The sequence below is a fragment of the Streptomyces sp. NPDC001450 genome, from assembly GCF_053597295.1.
In genome coordinates this window covers 1-16,014 of sequence record NZ_JBSFHY010000068.1, presented here as the reverse complement: position 1 = coordinate 16,014, position 16,014 = coordinate 1, and the positions used below count along the sequence as shown (strand labels likewise).

Sequence of the window (16,014 nt, the reverse complement as noted above, 5' to 3'; positions counted from 1 at the left end):
CAATACGGAATTCCTAACGGAAGGGAGCGCGGCCCGAATGGGATTCGCAGACCAGCGCTTCAACGTCAACCTGTCGATCCTCTTCACGGAACTCCCGCTCCTGGAGCGCCCCGCGGCCGCGGCCGCGGCGGGCTTCACGGCGGTCGAGCTGTGGTGGCCCTGGGTCGACTCCCCCACCCCCGAGCAGTCCGAGCTCGACGCCCTGAAGAAGGCGATCGAGGACGCGGGCGTCCAGCTCACGGGGCTGAACTTCTACGCCGGACAGCTGCCGGGCCCGGACCGCGGCGCCCTGTCGATCCCGGGTGAGGAGTCGGAGAAGTTCCGCGCCAACATCGACGTGGCGGCGGACTTCGCGGCCTCCCTCGGCTGCAAGGCGCTCAACGCGCTGTACGGCAACCGCGTCGAGGGCGTGGACCCGGCCGAGCAGGACGCGCTCGCCCTGGAGAACCTCACCCTCGCGGCCCGCGCGGCCGACCGGGTCGGCGCGATCATCCTGATCGAGGCACTGAACCAGCCCGAGTCGCCGAAGTGCCCGATCGTGAGCGCGCCCAAGGCGATCGAGATCGTGGACAAGGTCAACGCGGCGACGGGCCTCGGGAACACCAAGTTCCTCATGGACCTCTACCACCTGTCCATGAACGGTGAGGACCTGCCCTCGGTCATCGGCCAGTACGCGGCGAAGACCGGCCACGTCCAGATCGCCGACAACCCCGGCCGCGGCGCCCCCGGGACGGGGTCGCTCCCGCTGGAGGAGCTGCTCGACCACCTGAAGAAGGCCGGTTACGACGGCTGGGTCGGCCTGGAGTACAAGGCCGGCGACCGCCCGAGCGCCGAGTCCTTCGAGTGGCTCCCGCGCGAAGCGCGCTGAGCGAGCCGACCGCGCTGAACCCCTGACTTTGCAGAGCAGTTAGAGAGGCACCCCCAATCATGAGTCTTCCCAAGATCGCGTGGATCGGCCTCGGCATCATGGGCTCCCCCATGTCCGAGAACCTGATCAAGGCGGGTTACGACGTCACCGGCTTCACCCTGGAAAAGGACAAGCTGGACCGCCTGGCGGCCGCCGGCGGCACCGCGGCCTCCTCGATCGCCGAGGCCGTGCGCGACGCCGACGTGGTGATCACGATGGTGCCCGCCTCCCCGCAGGTCGAGGCCATCTCCTACGGCCCTGACGGCATCCTGGAGAACGCCAGGCAGGGCGCCCTGCTGATCGACATGTCCTCGATCACCCCGCAGACCTCGGTGGACCTCGCGAAGAACGCCGGGGAAAAGGGCATCCGCGTGCTCGACGCCCCGGTCTCCGGCGGTGAGGCCGGCGCCGTCGAGGCCGTGCTGTCGATCATGGTCGGCGGCGAGCAGGCCGACTTCGACCAGGCCAGGCCGATCTTCGACGCACTGGGCAAGACCATCGTGCTGTGCGGCCCGCACGGCTCCGGTCAGACCGTGAAGGCGGCCAACCAGCTGATCGTGGCCGTGAACATCCAGGCCTGCGCCGAGGCCGTGGTCTTCCTGGAGAAGTCGGGCGTGAACCTGCAGGCCGCGCTGGACGTCCTCAACGGCGGCCTCGCGGGCTCGACCGTGCTCACGCGCAAGAAGGACAACTTCCTGAACCGCGACTTCAAGCCGGGCTTCCGCATCGACCTGCACCACAAGGACATGGGCATCGTCACCGACGCCGCCCGCAACGTCGGCGCCGCCCTCCCGGTCGGTGCCGTGGTCGCCCAGCTGGTCGCCTCGCTGCGCGCCCAGGGCGACGGCGGCCTGGACCACTCGGCGCTGCTGCGGGCCGTGGAGCGCCTGTCCGGCGCCCAGGCCTGACGGCCTCCTGAGACTTCCGGGCCGCGGCGCCGCCGACACCTGTCCTGTCGCGCCCAGGCGGCACCGCGGCCCGGAATCATCTTCAACAAACTGTTGACGTCCCGACCACCCGAACCTAGGCTCACGCCAGCGGAAGCTCCATAAAGCGGAAGTCTGTTTCCGAAAATTCCGAAGATTCCCGCTGCCCTCTCGCACGGAAGGTCACCATGTCGAAGCGCGTGCTCACGACAGAGTCCGGCGCCCCGGTCGCCGACAACCAGAACTCAGCCTCCGCCGGCGTCGGCGGCCCGCTGCTGCTCCAGGACCAGCACCTCCTGGAGAAGCTGGCGCGCTTCAACCGCGAGCGGATCCCGGAGCGTGTGGTGCACGCCCGCGGTTCCGGCGCGTACGGCCACTTCGAGGTGACGGACGACGTCACCGGCTTCACCCACGCCGACTTCCTGAGCACGATCGGCAAGCGCACCGAGGTGTTCCTACGCTTCTCGACGGTCGCCGACTCCCTCGGCGGCGCGGACGCGGTCCGCGACCCGCGCGGCTTCGCGGTGAAGTTCTACACCGAGGAGGGCAACTACGACCTCGTCGGCAACAACACCCCGGTGTTCTTCATCAAGGACCCGATCAAGTTCCCCGACTTCATCCACTCGCAGAAGCGGGACCCGTTCACCGGCCGGCAGGAGCCGGACAACGTCTGGGACTTCTGGGCGCACGCCCCCGAGGCCACGCACCAGGTGACCTGGCTGATGGGCGACCGCGGCATCCCGGCGTCGTACCGCCACATGAACGGCTACGGCTCGCACACCTACCAGTGGACGAACGCCGAGGGCGAGGCCTTCTTCGTCAAGTACCACTTCAAGACGAACCAGGGCATCCGCTGCCTCTCCGCCGAGCAGGGCGCCGAGCAGGCCGGCAAGGACCCCAACTCGCACCAGACGGACCTGCTGCAGGCCATCGAACGCGGGGTGCACCCGTCCTGGACCCTGTACGTCCAGATCATGCCGGCGGCCGAGGCGGCCGACTACCGCTTCAACCCGTTCGACCTGACCAAGGTGTGGCCGCACAAGGACTACCCGCTGCAGCGGGTCGGCCGGCTGGTGCTGGACCGCAACCCGGACAACGTGTTCGCCGAGGTCGAGCAGGCCGCGTTCTCCCCGAACAACTTCGTTCCGGGCATCGGCCCCTCCCCCGACAAGATGCTCCAGGGCCGTCTGTTCGCCTACGCGGACGCCCACCGCTACCGCCTCGGCGTCAACCACACCCAGCTCGCGGTCAACGCCCCGAAGGCGACGACCGCGCAGAACTACGGCCGCGACGGCTTCATGGCGTCCAACGCCCAGGGCCGCCACGCCAAGAACTACGAGCCCAACTCGTACGACGGCCCGGTGGAGACCGGCCGCCCGCTCGCGGCCCCGCTGGCGGTGTCCGGTCACACCGGCACCCACGAGGCCCCGCTGCACACCAAGGACGACGACTTCTACCAGGCGGGCGAGCTGTACCGGCTGATGTCCGAGGAGGAGAAGCAGCGTCTGGTCGCGAACATCGCCGGTGGCCTCTCGCAGGTCTCCCGCGACGACGTGATCGAGAAGAACCTGGCCCACTTCCACGCCGCCGACCCCGAGTACGGCAAGCGCGTCGAGGAGGCGGTCCGCGCCCTGCGCGAGGACTGAGGCCACGGACGGCCCGCGGCAGCCGAACGGCCCGGATGAGGGGTGGCCGGTCGGAACAGCTCGCGGGCAAGGCGAGGACCGCGGCGGCGTGTGAGCCAGTGCGGTGGTGAAGGTCTCGGGCCTCCTTCTTCGACCTGAGGGAAGGAGCCCCCGGCCGTCGCATCCGCCGCGGTCCCAGCCCTCCACGGGCTCCGTCCGGTGGCGCGAATGTCCTGTCGCGCCCAGCCTCGCGCCGTCGGACGGCCATCACACGGCACCGAGAGCGCCCCCTGGTCACAGGGGGCGCTCTCGTGCTGTCCGGCTCCGGGGGTGCGCTCCCGCCGCTTCCGCAGGACGCTGAACCCATGGGCAATCCGACGCAGTACCCGCACATCGTGGTCCACGCTCCGGCCCTCGACGGCTCCCGGCGCGTCACCGAGGGGGACGTGACCCTGGGGCTCGCCTCCCACCTGGACGACGTCGTCGAGATCCTGCGGCTGGCGGACCTGGACCGGATCGAGGTCGAGGAGAGCGACCTCATCGAGTGGCAGGGCGGCGGGCCGGACGACTGGCCGGGCCTGTCGGAGCACGAGGTCTAGGGAGCGGGTACGACAGCGGCCGTACCCGGCCTACGCAACCCTCAAATCAACCGCTGAACACCGCGAGAGAGGCTTCGCCAACCGGCACCGGCGGGCACAACACCGACAGACGGGGCCCGCCGGCACGGGGGCGGCGGGTTCCCGTACGGGGGGGGTGTGATGACTGGTACGACGAGGATCCCGACGGAACCGCAGGCGCTCGCCCTGCTGCGGGGAGGTGCCCGGGCCGCCGTGACGGTGGCGGTGCTGGGCCTGCATCTGCGGGGTGCGGTGAAGGCCGGACGGGCGGGCACGATGCGAACTTCGGGTCCGGCGCCCGGGGCGGCCCTGACGACGCTCGCGAAGGCGGTGCACGCCGGCCTCTACCGCCCCGCCGGCATGAGGCAGTTGCTGGACCGGCGGCCGGTGCGGGAGGCGCTCGGCGAGCTGCGCGCGGACCTGGTCGGCGCGGGCCTGCTGCGAGCCGTCCTCCCTGGCCGTACCCGCGCCGGCCGCCGGGCCCTGAAGGACCTGCGCGCCCGGCATCCACTGCCCGTCCGCAGCTCGGGCCTGTCCCCCGAGGACAAGCTGCTGCTGGTGGCCCTGCACGGCGACAAGGCACTGACCGTGCTGGCTCCCCGCTTCACCCGGGACGCGGGCCTGACGGGCCGCGGCGGCACTACCGAACGCGAGCTGCCCCAGTCCTGGGGCAGCTCGGGCGGTGGGGGGTTCAGCTGCGGGGCGGTGTGACCGCAGATCCGTGCACCTGGTGTCCGCAGATCCGTGCACCCGCGCACGCGCCGGGGGCGGCCCGTCCCCCTCGGACGGGCCGCCCCCGGCGTGTTCTCGCGCGCTTGTGCCGGATCAGACCTTCAGGGGCTTGACCGAAGTTGGCGCGTGGCCGGGCTCGGTGGCCAGGTCCTCGAACTCGGAGATGTCGCTGATGTCCATCGTCCGGCTCATCGAGATGTTGGTGATCCGCTCCAGGATCGCCTCGACGACGACCGGCACCTGGTATTCGGCGGCCAGCTTCTTCGCCTGCTCGAAGGCGGCGCCCAGCTGGTCCGGCTCGGTGACCCGGATCGCCTTGCAGCCCAGCCCCTCGGCGACCTTGACGTGGTCGACGCCGTAGACGCCGAGCTCGGGAGCGTTGATGTTCTCGAACTCCAGGTTGACCTGGAAGTTGATGTCCAGGCCGATCTGCGCCTGGCGGATCAGGCCCAGGTAGGCGTTGTTCACGAGAACGTGGACGTAGGGGATCCTGTGCTGGGCGGCCACCGCCAGCTCCTCGATCAGGAACTGGAAGTCGTAGTCGCCGGAGAGGGCGACGACCGGGGAGTCCGGGTCGGCCTTGGCGACGCCGATCGCGGCTGGGATGGTCCAGCCGAGCGGGCCGGCCTGGCCGCAGTTGATCCAGTGGCGCGGCTTGTAGACGTGCAGCATCTGCGCGCCGGCGATCTGGGAGAGGCCGATCGTGGTGACGTACCGGGTCTCCGGGCCGAAGGCCTTGTTCATCTCCTCGTACACGCGCTGCGGCTTCATCGGCACGTTGTCGAAGTGCGTACGGCGCAGCAGCGTGGCCTTGCGCTCCTGCGTTGAGGCGACCCAGTCGGCGCGGTCGGGCAGCTTGCCCTCGGCCTTCAGCTCCTTGGCGACCTCGACGAACAGCTCCAGCGCGGCCTTGGCGTCGGAGACGACACCGTAGTCCGGCGGGAAGATCTTGCCGATCTGGGTGGGCTCGATGTCGACGTGGACGAACTTGCGGCCCTGGCGGTAGACGTCGAGCTTGTAGCCGGTGTGGCGGTTGGCCCAGCGGTTGCCGATGCCGAGGACGAAGTCGGACTCCAGGAAGTTCGCGTTGCCGTAGCGGTGCGAGGTCTGGACGCCGACCATGCCGGCGTTCAGCTCGTGGTCGTCGGGCAGGGCGCCCCAGCCCATCAGGGTGGGGATGACCGGGGTCTGGGTCAGCTCGGCGAACTCGACCAGCAGGTCGGCGGCGTCGGCGCCGATGATGCCGCCGCCGGCGACGAGGACCGGGCGCTCGGACTCCAGGAGGAAGGAAATCGCCTTCTCGATCTGGGCGCGGGTCGCGGCCGGCTTGTAGACCGGGAGCGGCTCGTACGTCTCCGGGTCGAACTCGATCTCGGTGAGCTGGACGTCGATCGGCAGGTCGATCAGAACCGGGCCGGGGCGGCCGGAGCGCATCAGGTGGAAGGCCTGCTGGAAGACGCCGGGGACCTGCGCGGCCTCCAGGACGGTGACCGCCATTTTGGTGACCGGCTTGGCGATCGAGGCGATGTCGACGGCCTGGAAGTCCTCCTTGTGGATCACGCTCGTGGGCGCCTGGCCCGTGATGCACAGGATCGGGACGGAGTCGCCGATGGCCGAGTACAGGCCGGTGATCATGTCGGTGCCGGCGGGGCCCGAGGTGCCGATGCAGACGCCGATGTTGCCCGGCCTGGTGCGGGTGTACCCCTCGGCCATGTGCGAGGCGCCCTCGACGTGGCGGGCGAGCGTGTGGTTGATCCCGCCGCCCTCCTTCAGCGCCTTGTAGAAGGGGTTGATCGCCGCGCCCGGCACACCGAAGGCGTCCGCGACGCCCTCGCGCTTGAGGATCTCAACTGCCGCGCGGGCAGCGGTCATACGAGCCATCGAGTACTCCTGCTTCGGCTGTCGGATGCGTACTCCCGTCGCGCCCCGCGGTGAGCACTTCCGTATTGCGGAAAATATTTTCTACTATCTGAAATCAATGTAAGGGGGTCGCCGAAGGTCGTCAAGAGAGGGACAAGGGGGGCCCGACAGGAGCACGATGGGGGGCGCAGTCCCGATGCGACGCCTGGAGTGGCCATGCCCGAGAGCGTGCCGGTGCGCTGTCCGGCCTGTCGGCGCGAGCACGTCTACACCGCTCCGCCGTATCCCTGCGTCTGCGGCAGACCGTGCGCCCCGCGGCTGGATCCGGTGACCACGCCGGCCGTACTCGCGCACCGCACCTGGGACGAGGACTGGATCACCGTGCGCTGCGGCGCCTGCGGGCGCGGCAATCAGCTGCCGCACCCGGAGCTGGGCTGCCCGTGCGGCACGGTCCTGCGCATTGCGGTGAGCGACGCCCCGTCACCGGGGGCGCGCCCGGGGGCGGCCGTACCGAGTGGCGCCCCGGCGCCGACCGCACGGCCGGGAGCGGCCGCCCCGCGGCACAACGGACGGATCCCGTTCCAGCCCGTCACCATCCGCACGGCCCGCGACGCCGTCACCGCCACCGCGCTGTACCTGCGCTGGCTCGGCTACCGTGACATCCGCCGCGCCGACCAGCGGCCCCCGTCCGGCATAGGTCTGGCCGCGCACGGCCTGGTCGCCCAGGTGGATCCCGCCGTACGCCCGGCCTCGCTGCGGGACGTGGAGTGCCTGTGGCTGACGGCCATGACGGAGTCCGCGGTCTGTGTCTACTTCTCCCTGGCCGGATATGCCGAGGACGCCCGCGCTCGCGCCGACACGCTGGGCGTCCCCCTGTTCGTCCTCGACCTCACGGGTACCCCGACCCCGGTGAACGGTCCGGGGCGGAAGCTCGCCCGGTCGGGCGCGGTCTGACCATCTAGACCCCGTACTTCTCCCGCAGTTCCACCTTGCGCACCTTCCCGGACACCGTCATCGGGAAGGAGTCGAGGATCTGCAGCCGGCTCGGGATCTTGTAGTGGGCGAGCCGGCCCTGGCAGAAGGCGCGCAGGTCCTCCAGGGTGAGCGAGTCGGCCGCGTCGTGCGGGATCACGCAGGCGAGGACCTCCTCGCCGTACTTCTCGTGCGGCACCCCGACGATCTGGACGTCCCGGATCTTCGGGTGGGCGTAGAGGAACTCCTCGATCTCGCGCGGGTAGATGTTCTCGCCGCCCCGGATGATCATGTCCTTGATCCGGCCGACGATCTCCACGTACCCGTCCTCGCGCATCATCGCGAGGTCCCCGGTGTGCATCCAGCGGCCCGCGTCGACGGCCTCGGCGGTCTTCTCGGGCTCGTTCCAGTAGCCGAGCATCACGCTGTAGCCGCGGGTGCACAGCTCGCCCGCCGTGCCGCGCGGCTGGGTGACCCCGGTGGCCGGGTCGACGACCTTGACCTCCAGGTGCGGCAGGACCCGGCCGACGGTGCCGGTGCGGTGCTCCAGGTCGTCCTCGATGCGGGTCTGCAGGGAGACCGGAGAGGTCTCGGTCATGCCGTAGCAGATGGACACCTCCTCCATGTGCATCTCGGCGACCACCCGCTTCATCACCTCGACCGGGCAGGGCGAGCCCGCCATGATGCCGGTGCGCAGGGACGAGAGGTCGTACGACGCGAAGCCGGGGAGGTTCAGCTCCGCGATGAACATGGTCGGGACGCCGTACAGGGACGTGCAGCGCTCCTGCTGGACCGCGTCCAGCGTGGCCTCCGGGTCGAAGGACGGTGCCGGGATGACCATGCAGGCGCCGTGCGAGGTGGCGGCGAGGTTGCCCATCACCATGCCGAAGCAGTGGTAGAAGGGCACCGGGATGCAGATCCGGTCCTGCTCGGTGTAGGCGACCGACTCACCCACGAAGTAACCGTTGTTGAGGATGTTGTGGTGGGAGAGGGTGGCCCCCTTGGGGAAGCCCGTCGTGCCCGAGGTGTACTGGATGTTGATGGGGTCGTCGCAGGACAGGGCCTCGAACCGGGCGTCGGGGGTCGCGCGGCCGAGCAGCGCCGCCCAGCTCGGGTCGCCGATGTAGACGGTCTCCCGCAGCTGCGGGCATCTGCCCCGCACCTCCTCGACCATCGCGCGGTAGTCGCTGGTCTTGTGGCTGAGGGAGGCGAAGAGCAGCGAGACGCCGGCCTGGTTGAGGACGTACTCGACCTCGTGGGTGCGGTAGGCCGGGTTGATGTTCACCATGATCGCGCCGATGCGGGCGGTGGCGTACTGGACCAGCACCCACTCGGGGCAGTTGATCGCCCAGATGCCCACCCGGTCGCCCCTGGTGACCCCGCTCGCGAGCAGCGCGCGGGCCAGCGCGTCGACGTCCGCGCCGAACCGTGCGTACGTCCAGCGCCGCCCCGACGGCACGTCGACGAGTGCCTCGCGGTCCGGCCAGGCGGCGACGGCCCGGTCCAGGTTGGCGCCGATCGTGTCGCCGAGCAGGGTCGTCCCGCTCGTGCCGTGTGTGTACGACGATTCCGAGGTCACCGGAAGTCCTCCTCGCGGTACTCGTCCTGCGAGCCCGCGGCCGTGGCCTCGCGCAGCTCGATCCGGCGGATCTTGCCGGAGACGGTCTTGGGCAGGGCGCCGAACTCCAGGCGGCGGACGCGCTTGTAGGGAGCGAGGACCTCACGCGAGTGCTCGAACAGCACCTTCGCGGTGTCGGGTCCGGGCTGCCAGCCCTCGGCGAGGACGATGTACGCCTTGGGCACGGCCAGGCGCAGCTCGTCCGGTGCGGGCACGACCGCGGCCTCGGCGACCGCCTCGTGCTCCAGCAGCGCGCTCTCCAGCTCGAACGGGCTGATCTTGTAGTCCGAGGCCTTGAAGACGTCGTCCGCGCGACCGATGTACGTCAGGTAGCCGTCCTCGTCGCGGGAGGCGATGTCGCCGGTGCGGTAGTAGCCGCCGGCCATGGCCTCGGCGGTGCGGTCGGGGTCGCCGTGGTAGCCGGTCATCAGGCCCACCGGGCGCTCGGAGAGATCGAGGGCGATCTCGCCCTCGGCGGCTCCGGGGGCGCCGGAGACCGGGTCGAGGAGTTCCACCCGGTAGCCGGGGCTGGGCCGGCCCATGGAGCCGGTCTTCAGGAGCTGGCCGGGGCTGTTGGAGACCTGGACGGCGGTCTCGGTCTGCCCGAAGCCGTCCCGGATGGTGACGCCCCAGGCCCGCCGGACCTGCTCGATGACCTCGGGGTTGAGCGGTTCGCCCGCCGCGACGACCTCGCGGGGCGGCGTGGCGAGCTGGGTCAGGTCGGCCTGGATGAGCATGCGCCACACGGTCGGCGGGGCGCAGAACGTGGTCACCCCGGCCCGGTCCATCTCGGCCATCAGCCGGCCCGCGTCGAAGCGCGTGTAGTTGTGGATGAAGACGGTCGCCTCGGCGTTCCAGGGGGCGAACAGGTTGGACCAGGCGTGCTTGGCCCAGCCGGGCGAGGAGATGTTCAGGTGCACGTCACCGGGCTTGAGGCCGATCCAGTACATGGTGGCCAGGTGCCCGATGGGGTACGAGGTGTGGGTGTGCTCGACCAGCTTGGGGCGGGCGGTCGTGCCGGAGGTGAAGTACAGCATCAGCGGGTCGTCGGCCAGCGTGGGCCCGTCGGGGGCGAACTCGGCGGGGGCGGTGTACGCGTCCTCGTACGCCTCCCAGCCCTCCGGCGGCACCCCGCCGACCGCGATCCGGGTGTAGCCGCCGGGCACGTCCGCGAACTTGGACGTGTCCTCGGCCCGGACCAGCACGTGCTTCACCCGGCCCCGTTCGACCCGGTCGCGCAGGTCGGCGGGGCCGAGCAGCGGGGTGGCCGGGATGACGACGGCGCGCAGCTTCATCGCGGCCAGCGCGGTCTCCCACAGCTCGGCCTGGTTGCCGAGCATGACGAGGATGCGGTCCTCGGCGGCGACGCCCCGAGCGCGCAGGTGGTTCGCGACCCGGTTCGAGCGCTCGGCCAGCTCGGCGAAGGACAGCCGGGTCTCGGTGCCGTCCTCCTCGACGATGTGCAGGGCGGTCCGGTCGTTGCCGTCGGCGATCACGTCGAACCAGTCCAGCGCCCAGTTGAAGTGCTCGGGCCGCGGCCAGGCGAAGCCCTCGTGGGCGGTGGCGTAGTCCTCGCGGTGCTCCAGCAGGAAGTCCCGGGCACTCCTGAAGACCTCGGTCGCCGTCGTCATCTGCGTCCTCCTAGGTTCCGGACCATTGCCGGGCGGCTCTCTGGCATCGTCTAATCCGTGATGCAGGTCTCACTACCCCCGAACGGGGGTGTGGTCCCCCCACGTGACCGCGCCGAAGGAGTGAAGAGGTGTCAGCACAGGCCGTGGCGTCGGTGGAGATACGCGGTGCGCTGGTCCGGCTGCGGCGCACCACCGGGCTTCCGGTCGCCTTCGGCGGCCTGGTCGAGTCCGGCCGTCCGCAGATCCGCATCAGCGAACTGAGCGGCACCACCACCGCCGCCCTCAGCTCGCTCGCGGTGACCTCCGGCAACGGGCTGGGCGGCAAGGCGGTCGCGCTGGCCCGGCCGTGCGCGGTCACGGACTACTCCAGCTCCCGGCAGATCAGCCATGAGTACGACCTCCCGGTGGCCGCCGAGGGCATCCGCTCGGTGCTCGCGGTGCCGGTCGTCGTACGGCGGCGGGTGCGCGGGGTGCTGTACGGAGCGTTGCGCTCGGCCCAGCCGCTGGGCGACCGCACGCTGGGCGAGGCGGTGGCGGTGGCCCGGGACGTGGAGCAGGCGCTGGTGGTGCGGGACGAGGCGCGGATGCTGCTGGCGGCGGCCCGGCCGGAGCCCGCCGACGTGCCCGAGGGGCAGGGGGCCGCCTGGGAGCAGGTGCGCGAGGCCCATGCGGCGCTGCGCGCGCTGGCGCCCCGGATCACCGACCCGGGCCTGCGCGCCGACCTGCTCGCCGCCTGCGGGCTGCTCGCCCTGCCCCGCCCCGCCAGGGGCGCGAGCCTGGCGCCACGCGAGCTGGACGTGCTGTCCTGGGTGGCGGCGGGCGCCACGAACGCGGCCGTGGCCGAACGGCTGGGCCTGCGCCCGGAGACGGTGAAAGGCTATCTGCGCTCGGCGATGCGGAAGCTGGGCGCGCACACACGAGGGGAGGCGGTGACGGCGGCACGCCGGGCGGGACTGCTGCCGTAGGCGGGCCCGTGGGGCTCTCCGCAGCAGCCGTAAGGAACCTTGCCCATTCAGGCGACGTCGCTTTGAATTTACCTATGCGTGACCGTTTGTTATTTCCCTCACCACGGCTTCCGTCCGAATTTAAAGGATCGTTGCATAGAATTTGGCCCGAACACGACACAGGAGGGGAGCGGTGACCGTGCGACGGGACTTCCAGGAGCCTGCCCGATGCCGCCCCGACCTGCTGATCGGCCGCGAGGAGCTGTTCGCTGCGGCCCGTGACCAACTCGGCTCGGGTGGCAGTGTGCTCCTGCACGGCCCCGCCGGAATAGGGAAATCCACCGTCCTGCGGGCATTGGCCGAGGAATACGGGGCCAGCGCGCGCACCGTCTTGCGCTGCTCCGCCACGGAGTCCGAATCCCACCTGCCCTTCCTGGCCCTCGCCGACCTCCTCGGGCTGGTCCTCGACGACGTCTCCCCGCGGCTGCCCGCCGCCCAGCGCACCGCCCTGGAGTCGGCGCTCACCGGACGCGGCGAGTCCAGCCTCCAGCGCGACGGCCTCGCCCTGCGCCTCGCGGTGCTCTCCGCGCTGCGCGCGCTCGCCGCCCAGGGCCCGGTCCTGGTCGTCGCCGACGACCTGCAGTGGCTGGATCCGGCCAGCGCCGAACTGCTCGGCTTCGCCGCCCGCCGCCTCGAGGGCACCCCGGTGCAGCTGCTGTGCGCGGTGCGCACCGAGGGCCAGGAGAGCCAGGAGTACGACCGCCATCTGCGCTCCTGCCCGCCGGACACCCTCGCCGTCCGGCTCGGCCCGCTCACCCGCACCCAGGTGGCGAAGCTGCTCGACCACCGCGGCCACGGCAGCCTGCCCCGCTCCACGGTGCGCGAGATCCACCGCACCAGCGGCGGCAACCCGCTGTTCGCCCTGGAGCTGGGCCGCGCCCTCGCCGAGAGCCCCACCCCGCCCCGGCCCGGCGAGCCGCTGCCGGTGCCGACCTCGCTGCGCGCCCTGGTGCTCAGCCGCCTGGACATGCTCTCGGTCGAGGCCCGCCGCACCCTGCTGGTGGCCAGCGCCGGCGCCCGCCCAACCCCGGCGCTGCTGCACGCGGCCGGCCGGGAGAACGCCGAGGCCGAGTGCGCCCAGGCCGCCGAACTCGGCCTGCTCGCCACCGAGCCGGACGCGCCGGCCGTACGGTTCGCGCACCCGCTCATCTCCGCCGCGCTGTACGCGGAGGCACCCGCCCAGGAGCGGCGGGCCGCGCACGCGGCCCTGTCCACAGCGGCCTCGGACCCGATCGAACGGGCCCGGCACCTCGCCCTCGCCACCACCGGCACCGACCCCGAGGTGGCCGCCCGGCTCGCCGAGGCCGCGGCCCTCGCCCGGGACCGGGGCGCCCCGTCGGTCGCCGCCCAGCTGGGACTCCTCGCCGCCCGGCGCACCCCCGCCGACGGCGCACCCAGCCCCGACGAGAGACGCCTGCAGGCCGCCGAGGACGCGATCACCGCGGGCGATCTCGACCTGGCCCGGGACATCGCCCGCGAGGTGCTCACCCAGGCGACCGTGCCCGCCGACCGGGTGCGGGCCTGGATCATCGTCATCGACACCGCCGGCCACACCATGGCCGAGGTCGACTCCGTCTTCCCGCAGGCCCTCGCCGACGCCGGCGACGACCCGCGGCTGCTGGCCCTCGTCCACTACCAGCTGGCGTGGCGGGCGCTGATCGTGGCGGGCGACTTCACCGAGGCCCGGGAGGCGGCCGCGCACGCCGCCGAGCTGGCCGAGCGCGGCGGCGACCGACGCACCGAACTGCTCTCCCTCGCCTTCCAGGCGCAGACCGAGACCCTGATGGGCCATCCGGAGGCCCCCCGGACCATCAAGCGCGCCCTGAAGGAGCCCCAGGACCCGACGGTGGCCTGCCACCACAACGGCGCGGGCAGCGCCCGGTTCCGCTGGCTGGTCATGGGCGACCAGCTGGCCGAGGCCCGGGCGACGGTCACCGCGCTGCTGCGCGAGGTGCGCCGGCGCGGCTCGGTGGAGAGCGAGGTGCACTTCCTGCGCGGCCTCGCGGAGACGGAGCTGCACGCCGGGCACTGCGGCCGCGCCCTGGAGCTGGCCCGCGACAGTCTGCGGCTCGCCCGGGACTCCGGTATCGGCGAGACCGCCTCGGCGATGCTCACCTCGCTCGCGGAGGCCTCCGGCGGGGACGTGGACCGCGCGCTGGCCCTGGCCCGGGAGGCGGTCGAGCACGCCGAGGAGGACGGCGACCAGATGTACCTGTCCCGGGCCCTGGGCGCGCTCGGGTACGCCCAGTTGGTGGCCGGCGACCCGGCGGGCACGGTCCGCTCGCTGCGCCGGGTGCGCCGCCTGGAGCTGGCCCTCGGCATCACCGACCCGGCGCGCGGCCGCTGGCACGGCGACCTCGCCGAGGCACTGGTCCGCATCGGTGAGCCGGCCGAGGCGCAGGACGTCATCGACGCCAGCCGCGAGCACGCCCTCAGGCTCGACCGGGGGAGCGTCCTCGCCGTGCTCGACCGCGCGGAGGCGCTGGTGCGCGCCGCGCAAGGCGACCACGAGGCGGCCGTCGCCCAGTTGACGTCCGCTCAGGACCGGCTCGCGAAGCTCGGCTACGGTCTGGAGGAGGCCCGGGCCGCGTTCGCGCTGGCCCAGCTGCGCACCCGGCGCCCGGAGGGCGGCCCGCGCAGGTCGACGGCGTACGACGAGGCCACCCGGCTGTTCCGCCGCTGCCGCGCGCTGCCGTGGCTGCGCCAGGTTGACGAGGCCCTCACCGCCCCGGAGCCCGAGCCGGCCCTCGCCGTGCCGGACACGACGGGCGGGCCTGACGCGCTGGCAGCCCTGGCCGCGATGGAGCGTCAGGTCGCCGCGCTCGTCATGGAGGGCGCCACGAACAGGGAGATCGCGTCCCGGCTGTTCGTCAGTGTGAAGACGGTCGAGGCGACGCTGACCCGGGTCTACCGCAAGCTGGGAATCCGATCGCGGGTGGACATCGTCCGTTTGGCGGCGGCGCGGCGCGCGAAGTGACGGCGCGCCAGGTTAACTGAGCCGGACCGAGGGTTTTCCCTCACCCAACCCCCTAGGGGGTTCCCTCATTGGGAGCCGAGGGTTCCGGGTCCTAGCGTAAAGGGCGTGCCGCTCGCCCGGGCATACGGGGGTCGGTCCCGCGACCCCCGTGCACGACCCCCGCCCGCGCGACCCCCCACCGGCAACCCCCACTGAGGAGACTCATGTTCGGGTCAAGACGTGCCAGAAAGACCGCCGCGACCCTGGTGGCCACCGCCGCCGCCGCGGCGACCGCGCTGATCGCCTCCCCCACGGCGACCGCCGCACCCCAGCCCATCGTGGGCGGTACGACCACCACCACCACGGCGTACCCCTTCATGATGCAGATCACGGACGCGTCCGGTAACCAGTTCTGCGGCGGCACCCTGGTGGCCGCCAAGAAGGTCGTGACGGCCGCGCACTGCATGGTCGGCGAGTCGGCCGGCGGTGTCCGTGTGGTCGGCGGCCGGACCTACCTGAACGGCACCAACGGCACGGTCAGCCGGGTCAGCAAGATCTGGATCAACCCGGACTACACCGACGCCACCAACGGCGACGACGTGGCCGTCCTGACCCTCTCGACGTCGATGCCGTACACCGCGGCGAAGTACGTCTCCTCGTCCCAGACGGGCGTGTACGCGGCCGGCAGCACGGCCCGCATCCTCGGCTGGGGCACCACCTCGGAGAACGGCAGCTCCTCCAACCAGCTGCGGACCGCGACCGTCCCGGTCGTGTCCGACTCCAGCTGCAAGAGCTCCTACGGTTCGGACTACGTCCAGACCGACATGGTTTGCGCCGGATACACGTCCGGCGGCGTAGACACCTGCCAGGGCGACAGCGGCGGTCCCCTGCTCATCGGGGGCGTCCTGGCAGGGATCACTTCCTGGGGCGAGGGGTGCGCGGAGGCCGGTTACCCGGGTGTGTACACCCGGCTGACCACCTTCTCGAACCTCGTGACCACGCAGGTCGACTCGTGACCCGGAAGCAGCACACCTGAGCATCCCTCAGGTAGATACCAGGGGGCGTTGCGGGCGGACCGTGTGGCGGCTCGGCAAGCCGATGCTGGAGGTCAAGGGCGTGGGTGACGCGACCGTGCAGCCGGGCGGCACGCTCATCGAGGGGCGGAC

The 16,014-nt window shown here is 71.7% G+C and carries 12 protein-coding genes; 9 read left to right on the top strand and 3 right to left on the bottom strand.

Features of this window, described 5'->3' with window-relative positions:
* The first annotated feature begins 37 nt into the window (after positions 1-37).
* From ACWC5O_RS42510 to ACWC5O_RS42490, 5 genes are all read left to right on the top strand, one after another.
* Positions 38-868: a TIM barrel protein gene (locus ACWC5O_RS42510; protein WP_450587943.1), complete on the top strand. Its 831-nt coding sequence runs from the start codon at positions 38-40 to the stop codon at positions 866-868.
* Positions 869-924: 56 nt separating this feature from the next.
* Positions 925-1,815: a 2-hydroxy-3-oxopropionate reductase gene (locus ACWC5O_RS42505; RefSeq protein ID WP_450587969.1), complete on the top strand. Its 891-nt coding sequence runs from the start codon at positions 925-927 to the stop codon at positions 1,813-1,815.
* A 206-nt stretch (positions 1,816-2,021) separates the two neighbouring features.
* Positions 2,022-3,479, top strand: a complete 1,458-nt coding sequence (locus ACWC5O_RS42500; RefSeq protein WP_450587941.1) for a catalase — start codon at positions 2,022-2,024, stop codon at positions 3,477-3,479.
* Between the two features lie 344 nt (positions 3,480-3,823).
* Positions 3,824-4,057, top strand: coding sequence for a hypothetical protein (locus ACWC5O_RS42495; protein WP_053657434.1), 234 nt, complete (start codon positions 3,824-3,826; stop codon positions 4,055-4,057).
* 159 nt (positions 4,058-4,216) lie between these two features.
* Positions 4,217-4,786, top strand: coding sequence for a TIGR04222 domain-containing membrane protein (locus ACWC5O_RS42490; protein ID WP_450587939.1), 570 nt, complete (start codon positions 4,217-4,219; stop codon positions 4,784-4,786).
* A gap of 114 nt (positions 4,787-4,900) precedes the next feature.
* Here ACWC5O_RS42490 and gcl read toward each other — a convergent pair whose 3' ends face one another.
* Positions 4,901-6,688 carry a glyoxylate carboligase gene (gcl, locus tag ACWC5O_RS42485; protein WP_450587938.1) on the bottom strand — a complete coding sequence of 596 codons (1,788 nt, stop codon included), beginning with the start codon at positions 6,686-6,688 and terminating at the stop codon, positions 4,901-4,903.
* 195 nt (positions 6,689-6,883) lie between these two features.
* Between gcl and ACWC5O_RS42480 the strand changes: the two genes are divergently transcribed.
* Positions 6,884-7,621 (top strand): hypothetical protein, encoded by a 738-nt coding sequence (locus ACWC5O_RS42480; RefSeq protein WP_450587936.1) that lies wholly within the window; start codon positions 6,884-6,886, stop codon positions 7,619-7,621.
* Positions 7,622-7,625: 4 nt separating this feature from the next.
* Here the strand turns inward: ACWC5O_RS42480 and ACWC5O_RS42475 are convergent, their stop codons facing one another.
* Positions 7,626-9,218, bottom strand: coding sequence for an AMP-binding protein (locus ACWC5O_RS42475; RefSeq protein WP_450587935.1), 1,593 nt, complete (start codon positions 9,216-9,218; stop codon positions 7,626-7,628).
* Entirely contained in the window at positions 9,215-10,888 is a 1,674-nt protein-coding gene (locus ACWC5O_RS42470) for an AMP-binding protein (protein WP_450587933.1), read from the bottom strand. The genes ACWC5O_RS42475 and ACWC5O_RS42470 overlap by 4 nt, the downstream gene beginning before the upstream one ends.
* Positions 10,889-11,016: 128 nt before the next feature.
* Between ACWC5O_RS42470 and ACWC5O_RS42465 the strand changes: the two genes are divergently transcribed.
* From ACWC5O_RS42465 to ACWC5O_RS42455, 3 genes are all read left to right on the top strand, one after another.
* The gene (locus ACWC5O_RS42465) at positions 11,017-11,853 is read left to right on the top strand and encodes a response regulator transcription factor (protein WP_450587931.1); all 837 of its coding nucleotides are present in this window, start codon (positions 11,017-11,019) and stop codon (positions 11,851-11,853) included.
* A gap of 172 nt (positions 11,854-12,025) precedes the next feature.
* A complete protein-coding gene (locus ACWC5O_RS42460; protein ID WP_450587930.1) occupies positions 12,026-14,869 on the top strand; it encodes an ATP-binding protein in 2,844 nt (947 codons plus the stop codon).
* A gap of 203 nt (positions 14,870-15,072) precedes the next feature.
* Entirely contained in the window at positions 15,073-15,864 is a 792-nt protein-coding gene (locus tag ACWC5O_RS42455; RefSeq protein WP_450587928.1) for a S1 family peptidase, read from the top strand.
* The last annotated feature ends 150 nt before the right edge of the window (positions 15,865-16,014 follow it).